This window comes from Actinokineospora auranticolor, from assembly GCF_002934265.1.
GTDB classification, from domain to species: Bacteria; Actinomycetota; Actinomycetes; order Mycobacteriales; family Pseudonocardiaceae; genus Actinokineospora; species Actinokineospora auranticolor.
The window spans coordinates 85,750-103,560 of record NZ_PTIX01000001.1 but is presented as its reverse complement, the minus strand read 5'-3'; the positions used below and the strand labels follow the sequence as shown (position 1 = coordinate 103,560).

The 17,811-nt window shown below is 72.5% G+C and carries 14 protein-coding genes; 5 read left to right on the top strand and 9 right to left on the bottom strand.

The features are described 5' to 3' along the window. Positions 1-71: 71 nt before the first annotated feature. The 3 genes from eccD to CLV40_RS39210 are packed head-to-tail and all read right to left on the bottom strand — an operon-like array spanning position 72 to position 2,617. Entirely contained in the window at positions 72-1,454 is a 1,383-nt protein-coding gene (gene eccD, locus CLV40_RS00475) for a type VII secretion integral membrane protein EccD (RefSeq protein ID WP_104475805.1), read from the bottom strand. A gap of 57 nt (positions 1,455-1,511) precedes the next feature. Then, positions 1,512-1,955, bottom strand: a complete 444-nt coding sequence (locus tag CLV40_RS39215; protein ID WP_245930904.1) for a cytidine/deoxycytidylate deaminase family protein — start codon at positions 1,953-1,955, stop codon at positions 1,512-1,514. After that, a complete protein-coding gene (locus tag CLV40_RS39210; RefSeq protein ID WP_245930902.1) occupies positions 1,952-2,617 on the bottom strand; it encodes a RibD family protein in 666 nt (221 codons plus the stop codon). The genes CLV40_RS39215 and CLV40_RS39210 overlap by 4 nt, the downstream gene beginning before the upstream one ends. A 755-nt stretch (positions 2,618-3,372) precedes the next feature. Between CLV40_RS39210 and eccCa the strand changes: the two genes are divergently transcribed. The 4 genes from eccCa to CLV40_RS00445 all read left to right on the top strand — a co-directional run bounded on the left by eccCa (position 3,373) and on the right by CLV40_RS00445 (position 9,748). Then, positions 3,373-7,317 (top strand): type VII secretion protein EccCa, encoded by a 3,945-nt coding sequence (eccCa, locus tag CLV40_RS00460; RefSeq protein ID WP_104475803.1) that lies wholly within the window; start codon positions 3,373-3,375, stop codon positions 7,315-7,317. Next, positions 7,314-8,429: a S8 family serine peptidase gene (locus tag CLV40_RS00455; protein ID WP_104475801.1), complete on the top strand. Its 1,116-nt coding sequence runs from the start codon at positions 7,314-7,316 to the stop codon at positions 8,427-8,429. The genes eccCa and CLV40_RS00455 overlap by 4 nt, the downstream gene beginning before the upstream one ends. 145 nt (positions 8,430-8,574) lie before the next feature. Continuing rightward, entirely contained in the window at positions 8,575-9,093 is a 519-nt protein-coding gene (locus CLV40_RS00450) for a sigma-70 family RNA polymerase sigma factor (RefSeq protein WP_104475799.1), read from the top strand. 202 nt (positions 9,094-9,295) lie between these two features. Beyond that, a complete protein-coding gene (locus CLV40_RS00445) occupies positions 9,296-9,748 on the top strand; it encodes a hypothetical protein (RefSeq protein ID WP_104475797.1) in 453 nt (150 codons plus the stop codon). Positions 9,749-9,770: 22 nt separating this feature from the next. On the opposite strand, the gene CLV40_RS00440 is transcribed toward CLV40_RS00445, so the two are convergent. From CLV40_RS00440 to CLV40_RS00420, 5 genes are all read right to left on the bottom strand, one after another. Continuing rightward, positions 9,771-10,586 (bottom strand): hypothetical protein, encoded by an 816-nt coding sequence (locus CLV40_RS00440; RefSeq protein WP_146107865.1) that lies wholly within the window; start codon positions 10,584-10,586, stop codon positions 9,771-9,773. Between the two features lie 22 nt (positions 10,587-10,608). Continuing rightward, positions 10,609-11,301, bottom strand: a complete 693-nt coding sequence (locus tag CLV40_RS00435) for a DUF2306 domain-containing protein (protein ID WP_104475793.1) — start codon at positions 11,299-11,301, stop codon at positions 10,609-10,611. Positions 11,302-11,485: 184 nt separating this feature from the next. Further along, positions 11,486-13,879 carry an immune inhibitor A domain-containing protein gene (locus CLV40_RS00430; protein WP_245930900.1) on the bottom strand — a complete coding sequence of 798 codons (2,394 nt, stop codon included), beginning with the start codon at positions 13,877-13,879 and terminating at the stop codon, positions 11,486-11,488. A gap of 318 nt (positions 13,880-14,197) precedes the next feature. Further along, positions 14,198-14,617 carry an ester cyclase gene (locus CLV40_RS00425; RefSeq protein ID WP_104475791.1) on the bottom strand — a complete coding sequence of 140 codons (420 nt, stop codon included), beginning with the start codon at positions 14,615-14,617 and terminating at the stop codon, positions 14,198-14,200. Positions 14,618-14,681: 64 nt separating this feature from the next. Beyond that, the gene (locus tag CLV40_RS00420) at positions 14,682-14,876 is read right to left on the bottom strand and encodes a sigma factor-like helix-turn-helix DNA-binding protein (RefSeq protein WP_245930898.1); all 195 of its coding nucleotides are present in this window, start codon (positions 14,874-14,876) and stop codon (positions 14,682-14,684) included. 242 nt (positions 14,877-15,118) lie between these two features. Between CLV40_RS00420 and CLV40_RS00415 the strand changes: the two genes are divergently transcribed. Then, the gene (locus CLV40_RS00415; protein ID WP_104475787.1) at positions 15,119-16,078 is read left to right on the top strand and encodes a small ribosomal subunit Rsm22 family protein; all 960 of its coding nucleotides are present in this window, start codon (positions 15,119-15,121) and stop codon (positions 16,076-16,078) included. Between the two features lie 57 nt (positions 16,079-16,135). Here the strand turns inward: CLV40_RS00415 and CLV40_RS00410 are convergent, their stop codons facing one another. Continuing rightward, positions 16,136-17,752, bottom strand: coding sequence for a methyl-accepting chemotaxis protein (locus tag CLV40_RS00410; protein ID WP_181043240.1), 1,617 nt, complete (start codon positions 17,750-17,752; stop codon positions 16,136-16,138). Positions 17,753-17,811 lie beyond the last annotated feature (59 nt).

Below are 17,811 nucleotides of genomic sequence, written 5' to 3'. Positions count from 1 at the left end.
GTCTACCTCCTTCGCTGTCTACCTTGGACACGGGTGGCGCGGCGAAATGGTTCACCGACCGGACAACGGTTTCAGAGCCAGTTCGCGACGAGTCGCGTGTAGACGTCGAGCACCGAGAGGGCGAGCGGGATCACGGCGAGCGCGGTCGCCCAGTGCAGCAGGTCACCCCAGCGGCCCCAGCGCGGCACGAGTTTGCGGCCGGGCAACAGGTGGGCGGCGGCCAGTGCGAGACCGACGCCGACGACTACGGCGGCGAGCAGGAGCGGTCGCAGCGGCGGGTCGGCGTCGCCTAGCCCGGCGACCAGCAGCGTCGTGAGGCCGGCGAACGCGGGCAGCAGGGCGGCCAGCCGGTGGCGGACCGCGGTGAGTTCCCTGGCGTGCAACAACATCAGGACCGCCGTCACGGCGGTGAGGGTCTTGGCGTCCCACCTGGGGTTGACCGCGAGGATGGCCAGGGTGGCGGCGCAGACCGCGCCGAGGGCGACGAAGAACGCCGTGAGGTACGCGTCGGCGCGGTTGGCGCGGTCGACGACCTCGGCGCTGGGCCTCGGGTCGAGGTCCTGCTGGAACTCGGCCGCGCTGGTCGGCACCTGGTCGACGCCGAGCCCCGCGAGCCGCGCGGACACCAGCGGCGCGACCCGGACCAGGCACAGCGCGACCACCAGGGCGATCGACGCGGCGGCGGCCCCGCCGAGCCCGAACCCGACGGCGGCGCCCGCGCCCGCGGTGGCCAGCACCGCGGCGAGGGCGGCGGCGGTGAAGGGCGCGTCCGATCCGCCGACCGCCACCCGCGCGGCAGCGGCGGCGACCGCGGCGGCACCCGCCGCGGCCAGGATTCCCGGTCCGGTGAACGGGTGGTCGGCGGCGGGGACCGCCAGACCGGCGAGCGCGGCCGACGCGATCCCGGCGGTGGCCAGCACCAACGCGGCCGGTCGGTCGCCGAGCCCGCGCGAGGCGGCCGCGGCGGCGAGCAGCAGGACGGCGGCGAGCGATCCGGCGGACAGGACCATCATGGTGCCGGTGAGCCCGGCCGCGAGCACGGCGGTCGCGGCGAGCAAACCCATGACCGCCAGGAGAACGCGGCGGCCGAGCGCGGGCCGCCACCGGTCGTCGCGGGCGGTGAGTCCGGTGTGGACACCGTCGACCAGGTCGTCGAAGTCGACCAGCGGCAGCAGGGCGTCGCGGGGCCGCAGGTGCAGCAGGTCGCCGTCGTAGAGGCCGAGGGCGGCGGTGCCCTGGTCCTCGTCGAGCGGCTGTTCACCCAGCCGCTGCAACACCCAGCCGCCGTGCGCGAGGCCGGTGGTGGCCAGCGCCGGGTCGAGGTGCCCCAGCACGGTGGGCATCAGGTCGGTGAGCGGGACGTGGGCGGGCACGGCGAGTTCCACACGCGACGCGGGCCCGCAGATCGTGAGCCTGCACATCTCGCCGGACCCCGCGGTTGCGGTGGTGGCCATGCCCAGGACACGGGCGCCGGGCGGCCGGGGGTTCAGACCGGTTCGGTGAACACTGGATTACGCGCCGTCGAGCAGGTGGCGGTTGGGTTCCCGGGCGAGGTCGGCGAGGTCGGGCAGCTCGACGACCTCGATGCCGGCGGCGGTGAGGAGTTCGTAGCCCTCCCCGTCGACGAACAGCGTCGGCTCCCGCCAGGCGATGACGACCCGGCCGATCCCCGCGTCGAGGATGATCCGGGTGCAGGTGCGCGGCCGCGACTTGCGCTCGGAGCAGGGTTCGAGGGTGCTGTAGAGGGTAGCCCCGGACAGGTCGCGCGGCACCGGCTTGGCGAGCGCGGATTCCTCGGCGTGCACGACGGGGTCGGTCTCGCGGGAGTACCCGGTCGCCAGGGGCGTGCCGTCGGCGCCGACGAGGACGGCCCCGACGGAGAAGGCCCCGTCGGCGGGCGGGCAGTGGTGGGCGAGGCGGATGGCCTCGCGCATCCAGCGCTCGTCCTGGTTCACGAGGTCTCCTTGGGGAAGTAGCGCAGCAGGACGACGTCACCGATTCGCGTTGCGTCCACCAGCCGCATGCGGTGTCGGGGGAAGTCGCCGTCGCCGAGGAAGCGGGGCGCGCCGGTCTGCCCGACCACGACCGGGGCGATGACGAGGTGGAGTTCGTCGACCAGTCCGGCTTGGAGGAAGGCGGTGTGGATCCGCTGCCCACCCTCGACCATCAACCGCCGCACCCCGCGTCGGCCTAGGTCGTCGAGGAGGGCGCCGAAGTCGATCGTGGCGCCGAGGGAGACCGTGTCGATGTCCAGCCGTCGGGCGACCGCGGCCCCGGCGTCGGTGGTGTAGAGGACCTTGCCGTCGCCGTGGTGGAAGAAGTTCAGCCCCGGATCCAGCTCCCCCGACCCGGACACGACCACCTTGAGCGGGTACGCGGACCGCCCCCGGGCCACCCGCTGGGCCCTCAACTCCGGATCATTGACCAACAACCGGGGATTGTCCCGGCGAACGGTCTCCCCACCCACCAGGATCGCGTCGACCCCGGCCCGCTCCCGGTCGACCCGGGCGAAGTCATCGGCGTTGGAGAGCAGGAGGCGCTGGTCGGTGCGGTCGTCGATGTAGCCGTCGACGCTGACCGCCACACTCGCCAGCACATAGGGACGCACGCCGCTCACCTCCACCTCCTATCCAACCCCACCGCACCACAGGGACGAGCCCAGGTCCATTTACCGGCGGGTACCGACAGCACCCGCGACATTGATCTTGGCTACGGACAACAGGGGCAGCGGGCAACGGTCCGCCCGCGTGGCCGTTGCCAACGCTCCGCCGCCTCGCCTGGACCCACGCCTCAGCCGCCGCCCGCGCGCCCGCCATGCTCCGGGGCGACTTGGCCATGCCTGGTCCATCCCAGATCCGCCGTCCGCGCGCCCGCCGCACCCCGCGACCTAGCCATTCCGGACCCACCCCGAAACCGCCGCAGAATCCCAGCCCCCCACCTGACGCAACGCGCCCCTGCCCTACGCCTTGATTGGGTGGACTTGCTTTGCGTGGGGGGACGAGCCTGCCAAGCTTGCCTGCGGGTGGGGTGGCTTGCCATCCCCACCGCTTTTGCCCCACCGCAGGTCCGTAGGGGCCCCGCGCAAAGCAAGTTCGCCCAATCGAGGCCGCCCGTCTTTTCCGCGAACAGCCGGACCGATCAACCCAGCCACGACCCCAACCGGCACCCCGCAGACCACAAGATGATCAACGCACGCCTCCGGCCCCCACCATCCATCCTAGCCAGGGGGACCGACAGAACCGGAAGATCAACAGCGAGCCTGTGGACAGCAGTGACCGGTTCAGGTGACAAGCCCGCGGCGAGATCGGGTGAACTTCCGCGGGGGTGCCGCCCGTGTAGGGGGCGTCGGCACCGAGTCAGGGAGTCCAGGCGATGAGCACCACGCTGTTCCGCAGGCAGGCCAGGGAAAAGCCGCCCGAGATGCCGGGTGGGGAGTTGTCGCTCCAGGAGCCTCCGGTGTTGCCCGAGACCGTGGGGGGTGGCATGGGTGGGACGCTCATGTACCTGCCCATGGCCATCGGTGGTGGGGCGGCCATGTTGTTCTTCATGGGGCCGCAGAACCCGCAGATGGCGTTCATGATGGCCGGGATGATGGGGCTGATGGGCGTCATGATGGTCGTCTCCCAGCTCGGCCGGGGTGGGGCCGACCGCAGGCAGCGGCTCCGGGGTGAGCGGCGGGACTACCTGCGGTACCTCGCGGGCACCCGGGTCCAGGTGCGGGCCGTGGCCGACCGGCAGCGGACCGCGCTGCGCTGGCGGCACCCGGAGCCCGCCGCGCTCTGGTCGGTCGCCATGACCGGCAGGCTGTGGGAGCGCCGGGCCGCGCACGCCGACTTCGCCGAGGTCCGCATCGGCGTCGGCCCGCAGCGCCTGGCCATGACCATGACCCCGCTCAACACCAAGCCGGTGGCCGACCTCGAACCGCTCTCCGCCCGCGCGCTGCGCCGGTTCACCAACGCCTACACCACGATCGCCGACCAGCCCACCGCCCTGTTCCTCCGCGGTTTCGCCCAGGTCCGCTACCGGGGCGACGACGACACCATCCGCGCCTCGGTCCGCGCCCTGATCGCCCAGCTCGTCACGTTCCACTCCCCCGAGGACCTGCGGATCGCCGTCTGCGCGACCCCCGACCGGCTCCCCGACTGGGACTGGGTCAAGTGGCTCCCCCACGCCCAGCACCCCGTCGAGCAGGACGGCGCGGGCCAGGTCCGGCTGCTCACCGACGGCGTCGACGCCCTCACCGAACTCCTCGCCGCCGAGTTGGCCGACCGCGCCCGGTTCGAGGCCGCCGCGACCCCCAGCCGCGAGGAGCCGTACGTCGTGGTGGTCCTCGACGGCACGACCGTGCCCGCCGAGTCCCGGCTCGCCGCCGCCGGCTACCGCAACACCGTCGTCCTCGACGTCTCCGGCGCCCTCGACGGCGCGGCGGGCCGTTCCCGCCTGCGCCTGGAGGTCACCTCGACCGAGCTGCACACCGTCCGCACGGACCGCACCGGCCAGGAGGTCCGCACCCACCTCGGCCGCCCCGACACGCTCAGCGTCGCGCGCGCCGGTTCGCTGGCCCGGGTCGTCTCCCCGTACCGCATCAACTCCACCGGTGACGTCGCCGAACCGATGGTCGCCGACTTCGACCTGCCCCGCCTGCTCGGTGTGTCCGATTTGGACTTGTACACCCCGAAGTCGCTGTGGCGCACCGGCATGGGCTCGGACCGGTTCCGCATCCCGCTGGGCATCGCGGAGGACGGCTCGTCCGTCGACCTGGACATCAAGGAGTCCGCGCAGGGCGGCATGGGCCCGCACGGCCTGCTCATCGGCGCCACCGGCTCGGGCAAGTCCGAGCTGCTGCGCACCCTCGTGCTCGGCCTGGCCATGACGCACAGCTCGGAGATCCTCAACTTCGTCCTCGTCGACTTCAAGGGCGGCGCCACCTTCCTCGGCCTCGACCGCCTCCCCCACACCTCCGCGGTGATCACCAACCTGGCCGACGAGGCCCCGCTGGTCACCCGCATGCAGGACTCCCTGCACGGCGAGATGGTGCGCCGCCAGGAGCTGCTGCGCGCGGCGGGCAACTACTCCTCCTTGCTGGACTATGAACGCGCGCGCCAGGCCGGTGCCGCGCTCGACCCGCTGCCGACCCTGTTCCTCATCGTCGACGAGTTCAGCGAGCTGCTGGCCGCCAACCCGGACTTCGCCGAGCTGTTCGTCATGATCGGCCGCCTCGGCCGCTCACTCGGCGTCCACCTCCTGCTTGCCTCGCAACGCATCGACGACGGCCGCATGCACAAACTCGAGTCCCACCTCTCCTACCGCATCGGCCTGCGCACCTTCTCCGCCATGGAAAGCCGCTCCGTCATCGGCGTCCCCGACGCCTACCAACTGCCCAGCGCACCCGGCAACGGCTACCTCCGCAGCGACGTCGCGACCCTGGTGCGGTTCAAGGCGGCCTATGTCTCCTGCCGCTACCAGCGCCGCACGCGGGAGCAGCGGCAGGAGGAGGTCCGCCGCCAGGTCGTGGCCTTCGGCGCGGGCCGCCTGCCCGCCGAGGCCGCGTCGGTCGCCGAGGTCGGGGCGCCGGTGGCCGAGGAGCACGTGGACACCGTGCTGGACGTGGCCGTGGACAAGCTGCTGGGCCAGGGTCCGCCCGCGCACCAGGTGTGGCTGCCGCCGCTGGACACCCCACCGCCACTGGACCAGTTGCTGCCGCCGCTGGTGCCGCACCCCGAGCTGGGCCTGACCCCGGCGGACTGGCCCGGCCGCGGCTGCCTGACCGTGCCGGTGGGGGTGGTGGACAAGCCGTTCGAGCAGGTCCGCGACCTGCACATGGTGGACCTGTCCGGGTCCGGCGGGCACGTCGGCATCGCGGGCGGCACCCAGTCCGGCAAGAGCACCCTGCTGCGCACGGTGATCACCGGGCTGGCGCTGACCCACACCCCGGCCGAGGTGCAGTTCTACTGCCTGGACTTCGGCGGCGGCACGCTCTCGGTGCTGGAGGGCCTGCCGCACGTCGGCGGGGTCTGCGGGCGGTTGCAGCCGGAGCGGGTCGGCCGCACGATCGCCGAGGTCAAGGCGGTGCTGGCGGAGCGGGAGAAGGTGTTCGCCGAGCACGGTGTGGAGAGCATGGCCGCCTACCGGGCGCGCCGCGCGGCGGGCGAGTTCCCCGACGACCCGCACGGCGACGTGTTCCTCGTCGTCGACGGCTGGGGTTCGCTGCGCGCCGACTTCGAGCAGCACGACCAGGCGATCCGCCAGCTCACCGTGCGCGGCCTGGCCTACGGCGTGCACCTGCTGCTGACCACGGGCCGCTGGTCGGACGTGCACAGCGCGCTGCGCGACCAGCTCGGCACCCGGTTGGAGCTGCGGCTGGGCGACGCGATCGACTCGGTGATCGACATGCGCAAGGCGGGCCAGGTGCCGCGCCTGCCCGGCCGCGGTCTCACGGCGGACAAGCTGCACTTCCTGGCCGCCATCCCCCGCGCGGACGGCCGGTCCGCGCTGGACGACCTGGCGGAGGCGACGCGCGAGCTGGCCCGCGCGGTCGGCGAGTCGTGGACGGGTCCGGTGGCGCCGCCGGTGCGCACGCTGCCCTCGACGCTGCCGGTGGCCGAGCTGCCCGCGCCGGAGGGCCGGATGCGGATCGCGCTGGGCGCGGGCGAGCTGGACCTCAAACCGGTGTGGCACGACTTCGCGACGCGCCCGCACCTGACCGTGGTCGGCGACGCGGCCAGCGGCAAGACGGCCGTGCTGCGCCTGATCACGACCGCGATCCCCAAGGTCTACGGCCCGGACGAGGCGAAGGTGCTGCTGGTGGACCCGCGCCGGTCGCTGCTGGAGTCGGTCCCGGAGGCGTACCGGCACGGCGTGGCGGTGTCGTCGGGCCCGGCGGCGGAGCTGGTGCGGCCGCTGGCCGCCGAGCTGAAGGCCCGGGTGCCGGGGCCGGACATCGCGCCGAGCAGGCTGCGGGACCGGGACTGGTGGACCGGGCCGGAGTACTTCGTGGTCGTCGACGACTACGACCTGGTGCACAACGGCGCGGGCGGTCCGCTCGACTCGCTCGTCGAGCTGCTGCCGCAGGCCGCGGACATCGGGTTGCACGTGCTCCTCTCGCGCGCCGCCGCCGGGTCGGGCCGGATGTCGATGGACTCGGTGGTCCGCAGGCTCCAGGAGTCCAACACCCCGGACCTGGCGCTTTCCATGCCGCCCAACGAGATGCCGCTGCTCAACGGGCAGCGCGGGCGCCAGCTGCCGCCCGGGCGGGCCATGCTCGTCACCCGCCGCGACTCCAGCCTCCTGCAGATCGCGTGGACGGAGGAGGCATGAGGTCCCTGGTCGCCGTAGTGGTCCTCAGTGGACTTCTGCTGCCGACGCCCGCCCTGGCGCAGCAGGGCGGGCAGTGCGCGCCGCCGGAGGCGACCGCGGCGCGGGAGCGGGGGTGGGCGCAGCAGCGGATGGGCGCCGAGCGGGTGTGGCCGATCACGAAGGGCGCGGTGCTCGTCGCGGTGGTCGACACCGGCGTCAGCGCGGCGGCGCCCGCGTTGGCGGGGGCGGTGGACGGCGGTGTCGACCTGACCGGGGCCGCGTCGGCCACCGTGGACTGCTCCGGGCACGGCACGTTCCTCGCCGGGCTCATCGCCGCGCGCCCCAGGGACAAGACGCCGTTCACCGGTGTCGCGCCCGCCGCCCGGGTCGTGCCGGTGCGGATCACCGACGACCCGAACCGGGTGGACGCGGCGCTGCTGGCGGGCGGGATCCGGGCGGCGGTGGCGAGCGGGGCGCGGGTCGTGGCGGTGGGAGTCACCACCGCGGTCGACGCGCCGGAGCTGCGGTCGGCGGTGGCGCTGGCCCGCGAGCGGGACGTGGTCGTGATCGCGCCCGCCGCGGTCCGGCAGCCGAAGCAGCGCGCGTACCCGGGCTCGCTCGACGGGGTCGTGGCGGTGGCGCCCGTCGGCCCGAACGGTCCGGTGCAGGCGACGCTCGGCGCGGAGCCGACCCTGGCCGCGCCCGCCGACCAGTTGGTCGGCATCGGGCCGTCGGGGCCGGGGCACCGGGTGGCGACCGGTCCCGAGTTGGGTGTCGCCTTCGTCGCGGGCGCCGCCGCGCTGGTGCGCGACCAGTACCCGGAGCTGTCCGCCGCCGAGGTCGTGCGGCGCCTCGCCGAGACCGCGGACCGGCCGTCCGGTCCCAGTCCCAATCCGTTGGTGGGCAACGGGATCGTCGACCCGGTGGCCGCCGTGACCACCGTGGTGACCGCGGGCGGTCCGGTCGCGGCGCGGCCGGAGCGGATGGTGGTGCCGTTGCCCGCGGTGGAGGACCGGGGGCCTGCGACGACGGCCCTGTGGTTCGTCGCGGGCCTGGCCGGGGCGACCGCTGTCGCGGGCGCGGCGGCGGCCGTCGTGGCCCGCGCGCGCCGCCGCCGCTGGCACGCGGGCTGAGGCCGGGTAGGGGTATCCCCACCCCGGGGCGGGGCGCACCCTCCGCGAAGACGCGGGCCCGCACCCCGCGGTCCGGGGGGCATACCCAGCGATTTCGCCGGTGGAACGCGGGAATCTGGTGGCACACCGACAAGGGAGCACCGAGATGACCGTCACCGCCACCGGGGAGACCGTCGACTTCGACACCATCGTCGCGGCGCACCGCGACGTCCTGCTCGCCCACGTCCGCGGGCTCACCCGGGACGCGCACCGGGCCGAGGACGTCGTGCAGGAGACCTGGATCCGCGCCTGGCGGCACCGCGACCGGCTGACGGAGGACCGCGGCTCGGTGCGGGCCTGGCTCCTGCGCGTCGCGCACAACATCGCCGTCGACCACCACCGCACCCGCGCCGCCCGACCCGCCGAGGTCGCGCTGCCCGAGGCCGACCCGACCAGCGCCCCGGCCCGGGTCGACGAGGTGATCGACCGGGTGGTCGTCGACGCCGCCCTGGACGCCCTCCCCGAACCGCACCGCCGCACGGTTGTCGAGGTGTACTTGGCCGACCGCACCGCCGCGGCCGCCGCCGAGGCGCTGCGCATCCCGGTCGGCACGGTGAAGAGCAGGCTCCACTACGCCCTGCGCGCCCTGCGCGACAACGCCCCGCACCTCACCGACGCGGCGTGATCCGCCCCGCACGGCAAACCGCCCCAATGCCCCGAACCGCGCGGATGTCCGTCCACTTCGCACCTCAAGAGGAATTCCGGGCACCACCCGGCACCGCGTGATCTCGTTGCGTTGCCTCGACGATCTCGCCTTGGCGACCACTCCCCCGCCGCCGTTCCCGCGTGTATCGTCCGCGACGATCACCCCACGGAAGGGAGTCGGCATGGCGGGCAGGGGAAAGCGGCTCGGGCAGGCGGTACTCGCGGTCGCGCTCGGCGCGGCCGGGATCGCGGTCGTCCCGGCGGGCACGGCGTGGGCCTGCGGCGGCACGCAGTCCAGCGGAACCGTCGGCGACGACGTGGCGGCCGCGAGCTACTCGATCACCGTCGAGCGCTGCGGCGACGGCCAGGCGCAGGTCACCGGGACGGTCTACGACAAGGGCTGCGACAGCCGCTCCGCCAAGGTGCAGGTCACCGTGCAGGACTACCGGGGCTCCGGGAACTACGTGACGCTGTGGACGAAGTCCGCGACGGCGACCAACGGCTGCGGCACCAACGCCACCTACAGCCTGACCGGCCCGAGCGCCGGAAGCGTCGGCGGCTACGTCAAGGTCGAGACCTGGGCCTACAACACCTGGGGCTCCAGCACCCACCGCACGTTCGGCTACTCGTACTGACACCGCGCCGGGACACCACGGCCTAACCCGCCGGGTCCTCCTCGCCCCGGTACCCGCCCGCCGCCAAGACCTCGGCGGCGGCGGTGACCGAGGCGGCGATGGCGTCGAGGTCGGACGGGCGCGGGGCGGCGCCCCGGCCGTCGGCGGGCAGGGCCTGGCCAGCGAGCCGTTCCCGCAGCTCCGCGACCCTGCGGTCGCGGGCCCGTTCGGCTTCGACCGCGGCGATCTCCGCGTCGGACGCGGCGACCGCGCGGGCCACGTCGGCCATCCGGTCGGCGATCTCCGCCGCGGCGGCCTCCACCGCGGCCAGCTCGGCCCGCCGCAGGTCGGCGGTTTCCCGCAGCTCCGCGAAACCCTCCGCCTCCCGCACCGCCGCGCGCAGGTCGGCGGTGTCGCGCAGCGACCGCAGCGCCTGCCAGGTGACCTGGTGCGCGGTCGCCAGCGTCGCCTCGTCCACCCACCCGGCGACGACGGTGCGGCTGGCGAACAGGCTCGCCATCGACAGCACGAGCTGGTGCCCGGTCTCGCGCACCCCGTCCGGCAGGTCCGCGAACTCGTCCGAGCCGACCGCGGCGGGTGGCGGGTCGGCCGCCACCCGCCGCCGGGCCAGCCAGGTCAGCGCGAAGAACGACGCGCCGAGCAGCAGCGGGGCCATGGCCAGCAGGGCCGCGTGGTTGACGGCCGCGAGGAACATCAGGACCGCGGTGACCAGCACCACCGGCACCCCTATGACGAGGTCCAGCCCGATAAGCCGGTGGTGCCAACCGCTCAACGACCGGGACGGCTCGGTGACCACCCACCGACCCGCCGCGCCGTCGACCGCGACCGGATTCCGCACGCCCACCCCCCAGCAGGAGCTGTCAGGCCGCCGACTCTACCGGCGCGCCCCGCGGCGCGCGGCGCTTCTTGCGCAGCAGCACCCACTCGACGACCAGCAGCGGCACGGTCCACCCCAGCCAGGACGACAGCCCGCCGATGGCCTGGAACATGGCCAGCTCGCTGCCGCCGAAGGTGGTGTCCAGCTGCGGCTCGAACAGCAGCACCAGCAGCGGCGACCAGATCCGGTTGGTGATGGTGGAGAAGGTCAGCGCGAAGCTGCGGATCATCCACTCGCGGTGCGCGCGGAAGTCGCGCTGCCGGGCCTTGCGGTAGCCGATGACGGTGCTGGTGAACCAGAGCGTGACGAGCACGACGTGGCTGAACCGGGCGACCGGGCCGAACGGCGAGGTGATCCCGACGAGCAACCCGGCGGTCGCGGCGGGCAGCACCCCGCCGAAGACGTACACGCGCCCCAGTTTGCGGTGCAGCGCCAGGTGCCGGTTGCGGAACCACGGCCAGCACTGGAGGAACCCGGTGATCATCGCGATGAGGCCGAAGCCGATGTGTGCGACGAGCGCGGGGTAGTGCCACGAGGTGGTGGCGGGGACCCGCGACATGTCGGGCCGCAGGCCGAGGTACGGGGGTAGGGCGTAGACCAGGAACGCGATGATCGCGGCGGCCACCGGCACCACCCAGGGTGCTCGTTTGGTGGCCTGCGACAACGTCTGTGGCATCTCGGAACTCCTTGCGTGGGCTGGTTTCGCACCACCAACGCTAGGCATCCGGTGATCTTGCCTCCATGCGGAACGCACCCGGGCCGGTGGTGGGGTCAACCCCACCACCGGCCCGGTGTCCTCTGTGGAACGGCAGCGGCGGTATGCCCCACCACCGCTGCCGTCCGTCAGGCGACGCGACTCGCTACTTGGTCTTGGTCGCGAAGACCCGGATCTGCAGCGAGGTGCCCTCCTGCTTCAGCACCTTGATGCTGACGCCGGCGTTCGGCAGCTTGACGCCCGCGCTCGGCTGCGCGGCGCTCCAGTACGACTTGCTGTCGTCGAAGAGCGGCTGCGCGGCGGTACCGCGGATGTAGCTGGCCCGACCGCCCGCGTACAGGGTGAACGAGTCCGACTTCTCCAGCGAGAACGGCGCGTCGTACCCGGCCACGCGGGGCCGCCACGCCTGGCCCTGCAGGTTGTAGATCGGCTCGGGGTGCGCGTCGACCACCGACAGCAGGGCCTCACCCGGGTGCACCGACGTGTTGTTGTCGGGCTGGGAGGTGTCCCAGTACGTGACCAGCAGGCCGTTCTGGTACGGGAACCGGGTGGCGAAGTTCGGCCGGTCCGGGAAGCCGTAGTCGTACGGGCCGGGCTGCAGGTACTTGTCGTAGCCCACATAGGTGCGGTTGCTCGCGACGTAGAAGTTGTCGAACGTCGCGGTCTCCGTGCCGGTGGTGGTGCGGAAGCCCGCCGCGGTCCAGCCGTTGTCGCCGTTCTCGGCGCCGTCGGTGAACAGCGGGGTGCCGTCGGCGACCACCGAGATCTCGTCGGCGAAGAAGCCGTTGAGCGCCAGGCCACCGTCGGTGCGGTAGCGGAAGCGGATCTTGGCGTTCTTGCCCGCCAGCGAGGTCAGCGGGACCGACACGTCGGCCCACTGGTTGTTGGTGGTGCCCGCGATGGCCGGGGTGCCCAGCGCGTCGCGGATGAACGGCTTGCCGTTCGCGACACCGTCGAGGGCGGTCCAGTTCGCGCCGCCGTCGGTGGACGCCTCCACGAACAGGAAGTCGCAGTCGCAGTCCTCGATGTCGTAGCGGGCCTTGAGCTTGAGCTCCGCCGCCGACTTGCCGGTCAGGTCCACGGTGCGGGTGAGCGTGTTGGCGAGGTTGTCGCCGCGGTCGCTCCACCACATCCGCTGCCCCGCGAAGGGCGGGCCGTAGACGGTGGACTTCTGCTTGTCCGGCAGGACCACCACGACGGCCTGGGCCTTGTCGGTGTTGTACGCGGCCGGACCGAGGTCCAGCTTCTTGTCCTGGCCCGCGACCACGGTCTCGTAGTCCAGCCAGCCCAGTTGCAGCTTGTCCCACGCCGACAGGTCGTTGGCGCGCAGACCGATGGGCTCGTCCGCGCTGGACACGCGGCTCTGCGCCATCAGCGACCACCAGTTGATGCCGTTCTCCTGCGCACCGCCGGGGCCGACGGTGTCGTAGTTGTCCGGCAGGCCGAGGTCGTGGCCGTACTCGTGGGCGAACACGCCCAGGCCGCCGTTCTCCGGCTGCATGGTGTAGTCGCCGACCCACAGACCGGTGTTGCCGATCTGCACGCCGCCGAGCTTGTTGCCCGCCGGGCCGGTGGTGTTGCTGGAGAAGGCGTACCAGCGGTGCGCCCAGATCGCGTCCTCGCCCTGCGCCGGGTCGGCGTCGGACTGGTCACCACCCGCGTGCACGATCTGGAAGTGGTCGAGGTAGCCGTCCGGCTCGTTGAAGTCGCCGTCGCCGTCGTAGTCGTAGCGGTCCCACTGGTCGTAGGAGGCGAGGTCGGCCTTGATGGAGGCGTCGCTCGCGCCCTGCGCCTTGCGGTCGGCGACCCACTGGTCCAGCGCGTCCTGCACGAGGAACCAGGAGTTGCCGCAGATCTTGCCGGGGCACGGGTAGCCGTCGGAACGGCCGTAGCGCGCCTCGTTGTAGCGGACCTTGACCCAGTCGGTGACCTGGCCGTCGACCGAGTACCGACCGGAGGAGGCCTTCTCGTAGAAGGTCTTCACCGACTCGACCTTGGGGTCGGCCGAGAAGTAGAGGTCCTGGTAGTGCTTCTGCGAGTAGTCCGCCTGCCAGATCGTCTTGTTGTCCACGGCCCGGTTGGGCTTGGTGATCTGGTTGTGGCGGGGACCGTCGAAGCGAGCCGGACCGGGGGTGGTGGGGCTGGTGTCGCGGTCGGGGAAGTCCGGGTGGCGCTCATCGCCGAACTCGGCGAGCACCACGAAGATCTTGTCGGTCTTCTCCCGGGCGAGCTCGACGTACTGGTCGACGCCCTTGGTGTTGCGGCCCTTGGCGGCGGGCTTGTTGCCCACCTTGACCACGGTGCTGGCGCCGCGCTTCTCCGCGCGGGCCTCCCCGGACAGGACCTGGGCCAGACCTTCCTGGCGCAGTGCCCGGCGCTTCTGCTCCAGCGGCGCGACCACCTCATCGGAGTGCTCGGCAGCGGCCGACGGAGCCTGCGGCGCGGCCATCGGAGCCGCGGTGGCGGACGAGCTGACCATCACCGCCCCGGTGCCGACCGCCGTCGCCGCGGCGATAGCCACGACCAGTCTTCGGCGCACTAATTCCTCCTGATTCGTACCAGTCGGCTCCTGGTGAAGCCTGGCGAAACAGTAGAGGAGAATCCGGTTATCTCAGATCACGGGCTGATTACAACGGCCATTTCGGCCATCACATTCAACTATAGGACGAGGTGATGAACCGAACGGCGCAAGGCCACATTGGACCAGCCGGGCCAGGGCAGATGCCCGGGGATCGTGGCCCCTATTTGCTCAATTCGTTATTCACAGAATTGAGTTACATATGGGAACGGCCCGGATGTCCGCTTCTGGGACGTAATCCGGGCCGTGTCGGTTGCGTGGACTGCCGGGTGACGTGGGTTATTCGCCGACCACGAGTTCGCCGGAGATCTGGCGGCCGATCGCGGCCATGTCGAAGTAGTCGCGCTCGGCGGTGATCAGCCCGTCGCGGGCCTCGATGACGTGGCAGGCGACGCTGACCACGCGCCTGCCGGTGGCGGGCAGGTCGCCCAGCGGGCCGAGGTGGGTGCCGACGCAGCGCACCTCGACGAAGGACGTGCCGCCGTCGGCGCTGGGGTGGAAGTCCCGGTAGTGGAAGACGACGTCCGGGAAGGCGGCGTGCAGGTACGCCATGACGCCCACCGGGGTGTCGGTGTCGTCGAAGGTGGTTCCGGTGACGTCGGTGTAGCGGTACTCGGGGTGGTAGAGGGCGCGCATGCCCTCCCAGTCGTAGCGGTCGATGGTCGCCCAGTGCCGCCGGTGGATCTCCGCCGCGTTCATAGCCGGGCAGGCTAGGCCGCGCCTCGCGGCCCGCCAGGACGCGCGCCGGGCGGCCCCGCGAAGATCACTCGACCGAGTCGTCCTCGGCGTCGCGCCTGCGCCGCTTGAGGTGCGCCCGCAACGCCTCCAGCGCGCGGTGCTGCGTGACCCGCACGGCCTGGGGCGACATCGACAGCTCGACGGCGACCTCCTCGGCCGTGCGCCCGTCGACGACCCGCAGGCGCAGGACGTGCCGCTGTAGGGGGCTGAGGGTCGACATGGGGTCGACCGCCCCGCGCCGGGGCTCAGGTATGAGCCCCCGACCGTCCGACGTCCTGGGCATCCGCATACCCAGTGGACGCGCGACCCACACGCCTCATGACGGCACTCACGGAAGAAAAATTCCCAACTAACCTAAGATTCCCACTAGTTCGACCGAGAGTGACACCCGGTCACCCACCGCGTCCGCTCCGCCGGTCCCGCCCACGGGGTGCGGCGAGGTGGCGGGCATGATGGCCGGTTGTGGGCGATCTGGGTGACGCGCTGGCGGACGAGGTGTCGGGGTTTCCCCCGGCGCGGCTCGGCGAGGTGGTTCGGGGGCTGATCGAGCGGTACCGCACCGGGGTCGACCCGAGGTCGGTGGTGCTCGATTCCGAGGTGGCCGCCGTGGCGTACGCGGCGTACCGGATGCCCGCGACGCACGCCGCGCTCGGGGCGGTGTTCGACGTCGTGTCCGGGCTCGCGCCCGGGTTCGAGCCCGCGTCCATGGTCGACGTCGGCGGTGGGACCGGGGCGGCGGTGTGGGCGGCGCTGGCGGCGTGGGGGTCGTTGCGGGAGGTGACCGTGATCGACCAGTCCGCGCAAGCACTGGCGCTGGGGAAGCGCTTGGCCGGGCGGGGCGGGCTGCGCGGGGTCCAGTGGCGGCGGGCGGGCATCGGGGAGGTGCCGCCCGCGGACGTCGTCACGATGTCCTACGTGCTCAACGAGCTGACCGAGCGGGCGCGGGCGGACGCGGTGGCCGCCCTGGCGCGGGCCGGTGGGCTGGTGGTCGTGGTGGAACCGGGGACACCCGCCGGGTACGAGCGGGTGCTGGCGGCGCGCGATGTGCTGGTGGCGGCCGGGCTGCGGGTCGTGGCGCCTTGTCCGCACAGCGGCGCCTGCCCGATCCCGACCGGGCAGGACTGGTGCCACTTCACCGCGCGGCTGAACCGGAGCGCGGTGCACCGCAAGATCAAGGACGCGACGCTCGGCTTCGAGGACGAGAAGTTCTCCTACGTCGCCGCCGCGCGCGCCGACTGGGCGCCCGCGCCGGGGCGGGTGGTGCGGCACCCGGTCAAGCGGAAGGGGCTCGTGTCGCTGCGGGTCTGCGGCGCGGATGGCGCGCTCGCGGACGTGACCGTCACCAAGCGCACGCCGGAGTCGTACCGGGACGCGCGGGACGTGGCGTGGGGCGACGCGTGGACCGGGAACGGGTCCCCCTGAAACGCCGACCGGCGGACCACCCTGAGAGGGTGATCCGCCGGGAAGCAAGGGGACGGGTCAGATCTTGAACTTGGCGACCAGCTCGCGCAGGTGGGCCGAGAGCTTCTCCAGGTCGACGGCGGCCTGGCGGCTCTCGTCGATCTCGTTCGCCGCGGTGTTGGTGGCGTCGGCGACGTGGGAGATGCTGCCCGCGATCTCGGTGCTGCCGGACGCGGCCTGGGCGATGTTGCGGCCCATCTCCGCGGTGGTCGCGGTCTGCTCCTCGACCGCGGACGCGATCACCAGCTGGTAGTCGTTGATCTTGGCGATGATCGAGCTGATCTCGCCGATCGTGCCGACCGCCTGCGCGGTGTCGGACTGGATGGCCTCGACCTTGCGGACGATGTCCTCGGTCGCCTTCGCGGTCTCCTGCGCCAGCTCCTTGACCTCGCTCGCCACGACGGCGAACCCGCGGCCCGCCTCACCGGCGCGGGCGGCCTCGATGGTGGCGTTGAGCGCCAGCAGGTTGGTCTGCTCGGCGATCTCGGTGATGACCTTGACGACGTTGCCGATCTGCGCCGAGGAGTCGCCCAGCTTGGCGACCACGTCGGTGGTGGAGGCGGCGACCTCGACGGCGTGCGAGGCCACGGTGGCGCCCTCGTTGGCCGAGTGCGCGATCTCCTTGATCGACGAGCCCAGCTCGTCGGCGCCGGTGGCCACGGTCTGCAGGTTCAGCGAGACCCGGTCGGCCGCGGACGCGACCTGGGTGGCCTGGGTGTTGGCGCCGCTGGTGTTGGTCAGCAGCCGGTCGGAGACCTGCACCAGCCGGTTGGAGTCGGCCTGCAGGGTCTCGGCGGTGTTGGCCAGCGCCGACACCGCGTCGCCGAAGTTCTCCCGGGCCTGGTTGAACGCGGTGCCCAGCTGGGCGACCTCGTCCTTGCCGCGGACCTCGGCGGCCCGGCTCAGGTCACCGGCGGCCATGGCCTGGGCCACGCCGGTGATCTGGCGCAGCGGGCGCACGATGCGACCGGAGACGACCAGCGCCAGCAGGATCGCGCCCGCCAGGCCGACGATCATCGCGATGAGCACGGTGGTCCAGGCGGCGGTGTAGGCGGACTCGCCCTCGGCGGAGGCCTTCTCGGCGCTGGTCTTCTCGATCACGGCCAGCTCGGTGATGCCCTTGTCGATGTTCATCACCAGGGTGTTGAACTCGTTCATGTCGCTGATCGGGGTGTAGCCCGCGGGCACCGGGTCGCCGTAGCTGATGTCCCGCTCGGTGCGGAACTTCTTCTGGTCGGCCAGCAGCTGCGCCGCGCGCTCGCGGCCCGACTGCTCGGTGGTGTGGGCCAGGTACGCGGTGATCGCGGCGTCGCTGGCGGCGTCCGCGGTGTGCTGCCCGTCGCGGGCGCGCTTCTGCCCCTCGGGCGAGTTGTCGACGTACCACATGACGGCCCAGTGGTTGACGTCTCCCTGCGCGCCGCGGATGTCGCCGAGGTCGCTCAGCGCGGCCGCGTTGCCGGTGGCCACGGTCTTCAGGCGCTCGTCCAACCGCGACATCTGGATCATGGCGACGATGCCGATCACGACGGCCACCAGGACCACCGACGTCAACGAGCCCAGGATCTTCGCGCGGATCCCCCAACTGCCGAACCGCGCACCTGAGGCACGCGATGCCTTGACTTCTGACGCGTTCACCGCAGCCATCGTTTACCTCACGTTCGCATTAAGAGCATCCGGTCATACCTGCCGCCTTC

Excerpts from the sequence above, each read along its gene's own strand:
- CLV40_RS00435 (WP_104475793.1), bottom strand. The coding sequence starts at position 11,301 with ATGCCACAGACGTTGTCGCAGGCCACCAAACGAGCACCCTGGGTGGTG.
- CLV40_RS00425 (WP_104475791.1), bottom strand. The coding sequence starts at position 14,617 with ATGAACGCGGCGGAGATCCACCGGCGGCACTGGGCGACCATCGACCGC.
- CLV40_RS00445 (WP_104475797.1), top strand. The coding sequence starts at position 9,296 with ATGGCGGGCAGGGGAAAGCGGCTCGGGCAGGCGGTACTCGCGGTCGCG.
- CLV40_RS00450 (WP_104475799.1), top strand. The coding sequence starts at position 8,575 with ATGACCGTCACCGCCACCGGGGAGACCGTCGACTTCGACACCATCGTC.
- CLV40_RS00455 (WP_104475801.1), top strand. The coding sequence starts at position 7,314 with ATGAGGTCCCTGGTCGCCGTAGTGGTCCTCAGTGGACTTCTGCTGCCG.
- CLV40_RS00420 (WP_245930898.1), bottom strand. The coding sequence starts at position 14,876 with ATGTCGACCCTCAGCCCCCTACAGCGGCACGTCCTGCGCCTGCGGGTC.
- eccCa (WP_104475803.1), top strand. The coding sequence starts at position 3,373 with ATGAGCACCACGCTGTTCCGCAGGCAGGCCAGGGAAAAGCCGCCCGAG.
- eccD (WP_104475805.1), bottom strand. The coding sequence starts at position 1,454 with ATGGCCACCACCGCAACCGCGGGGTCCGGCGAGATGTGCAGGCTCACG.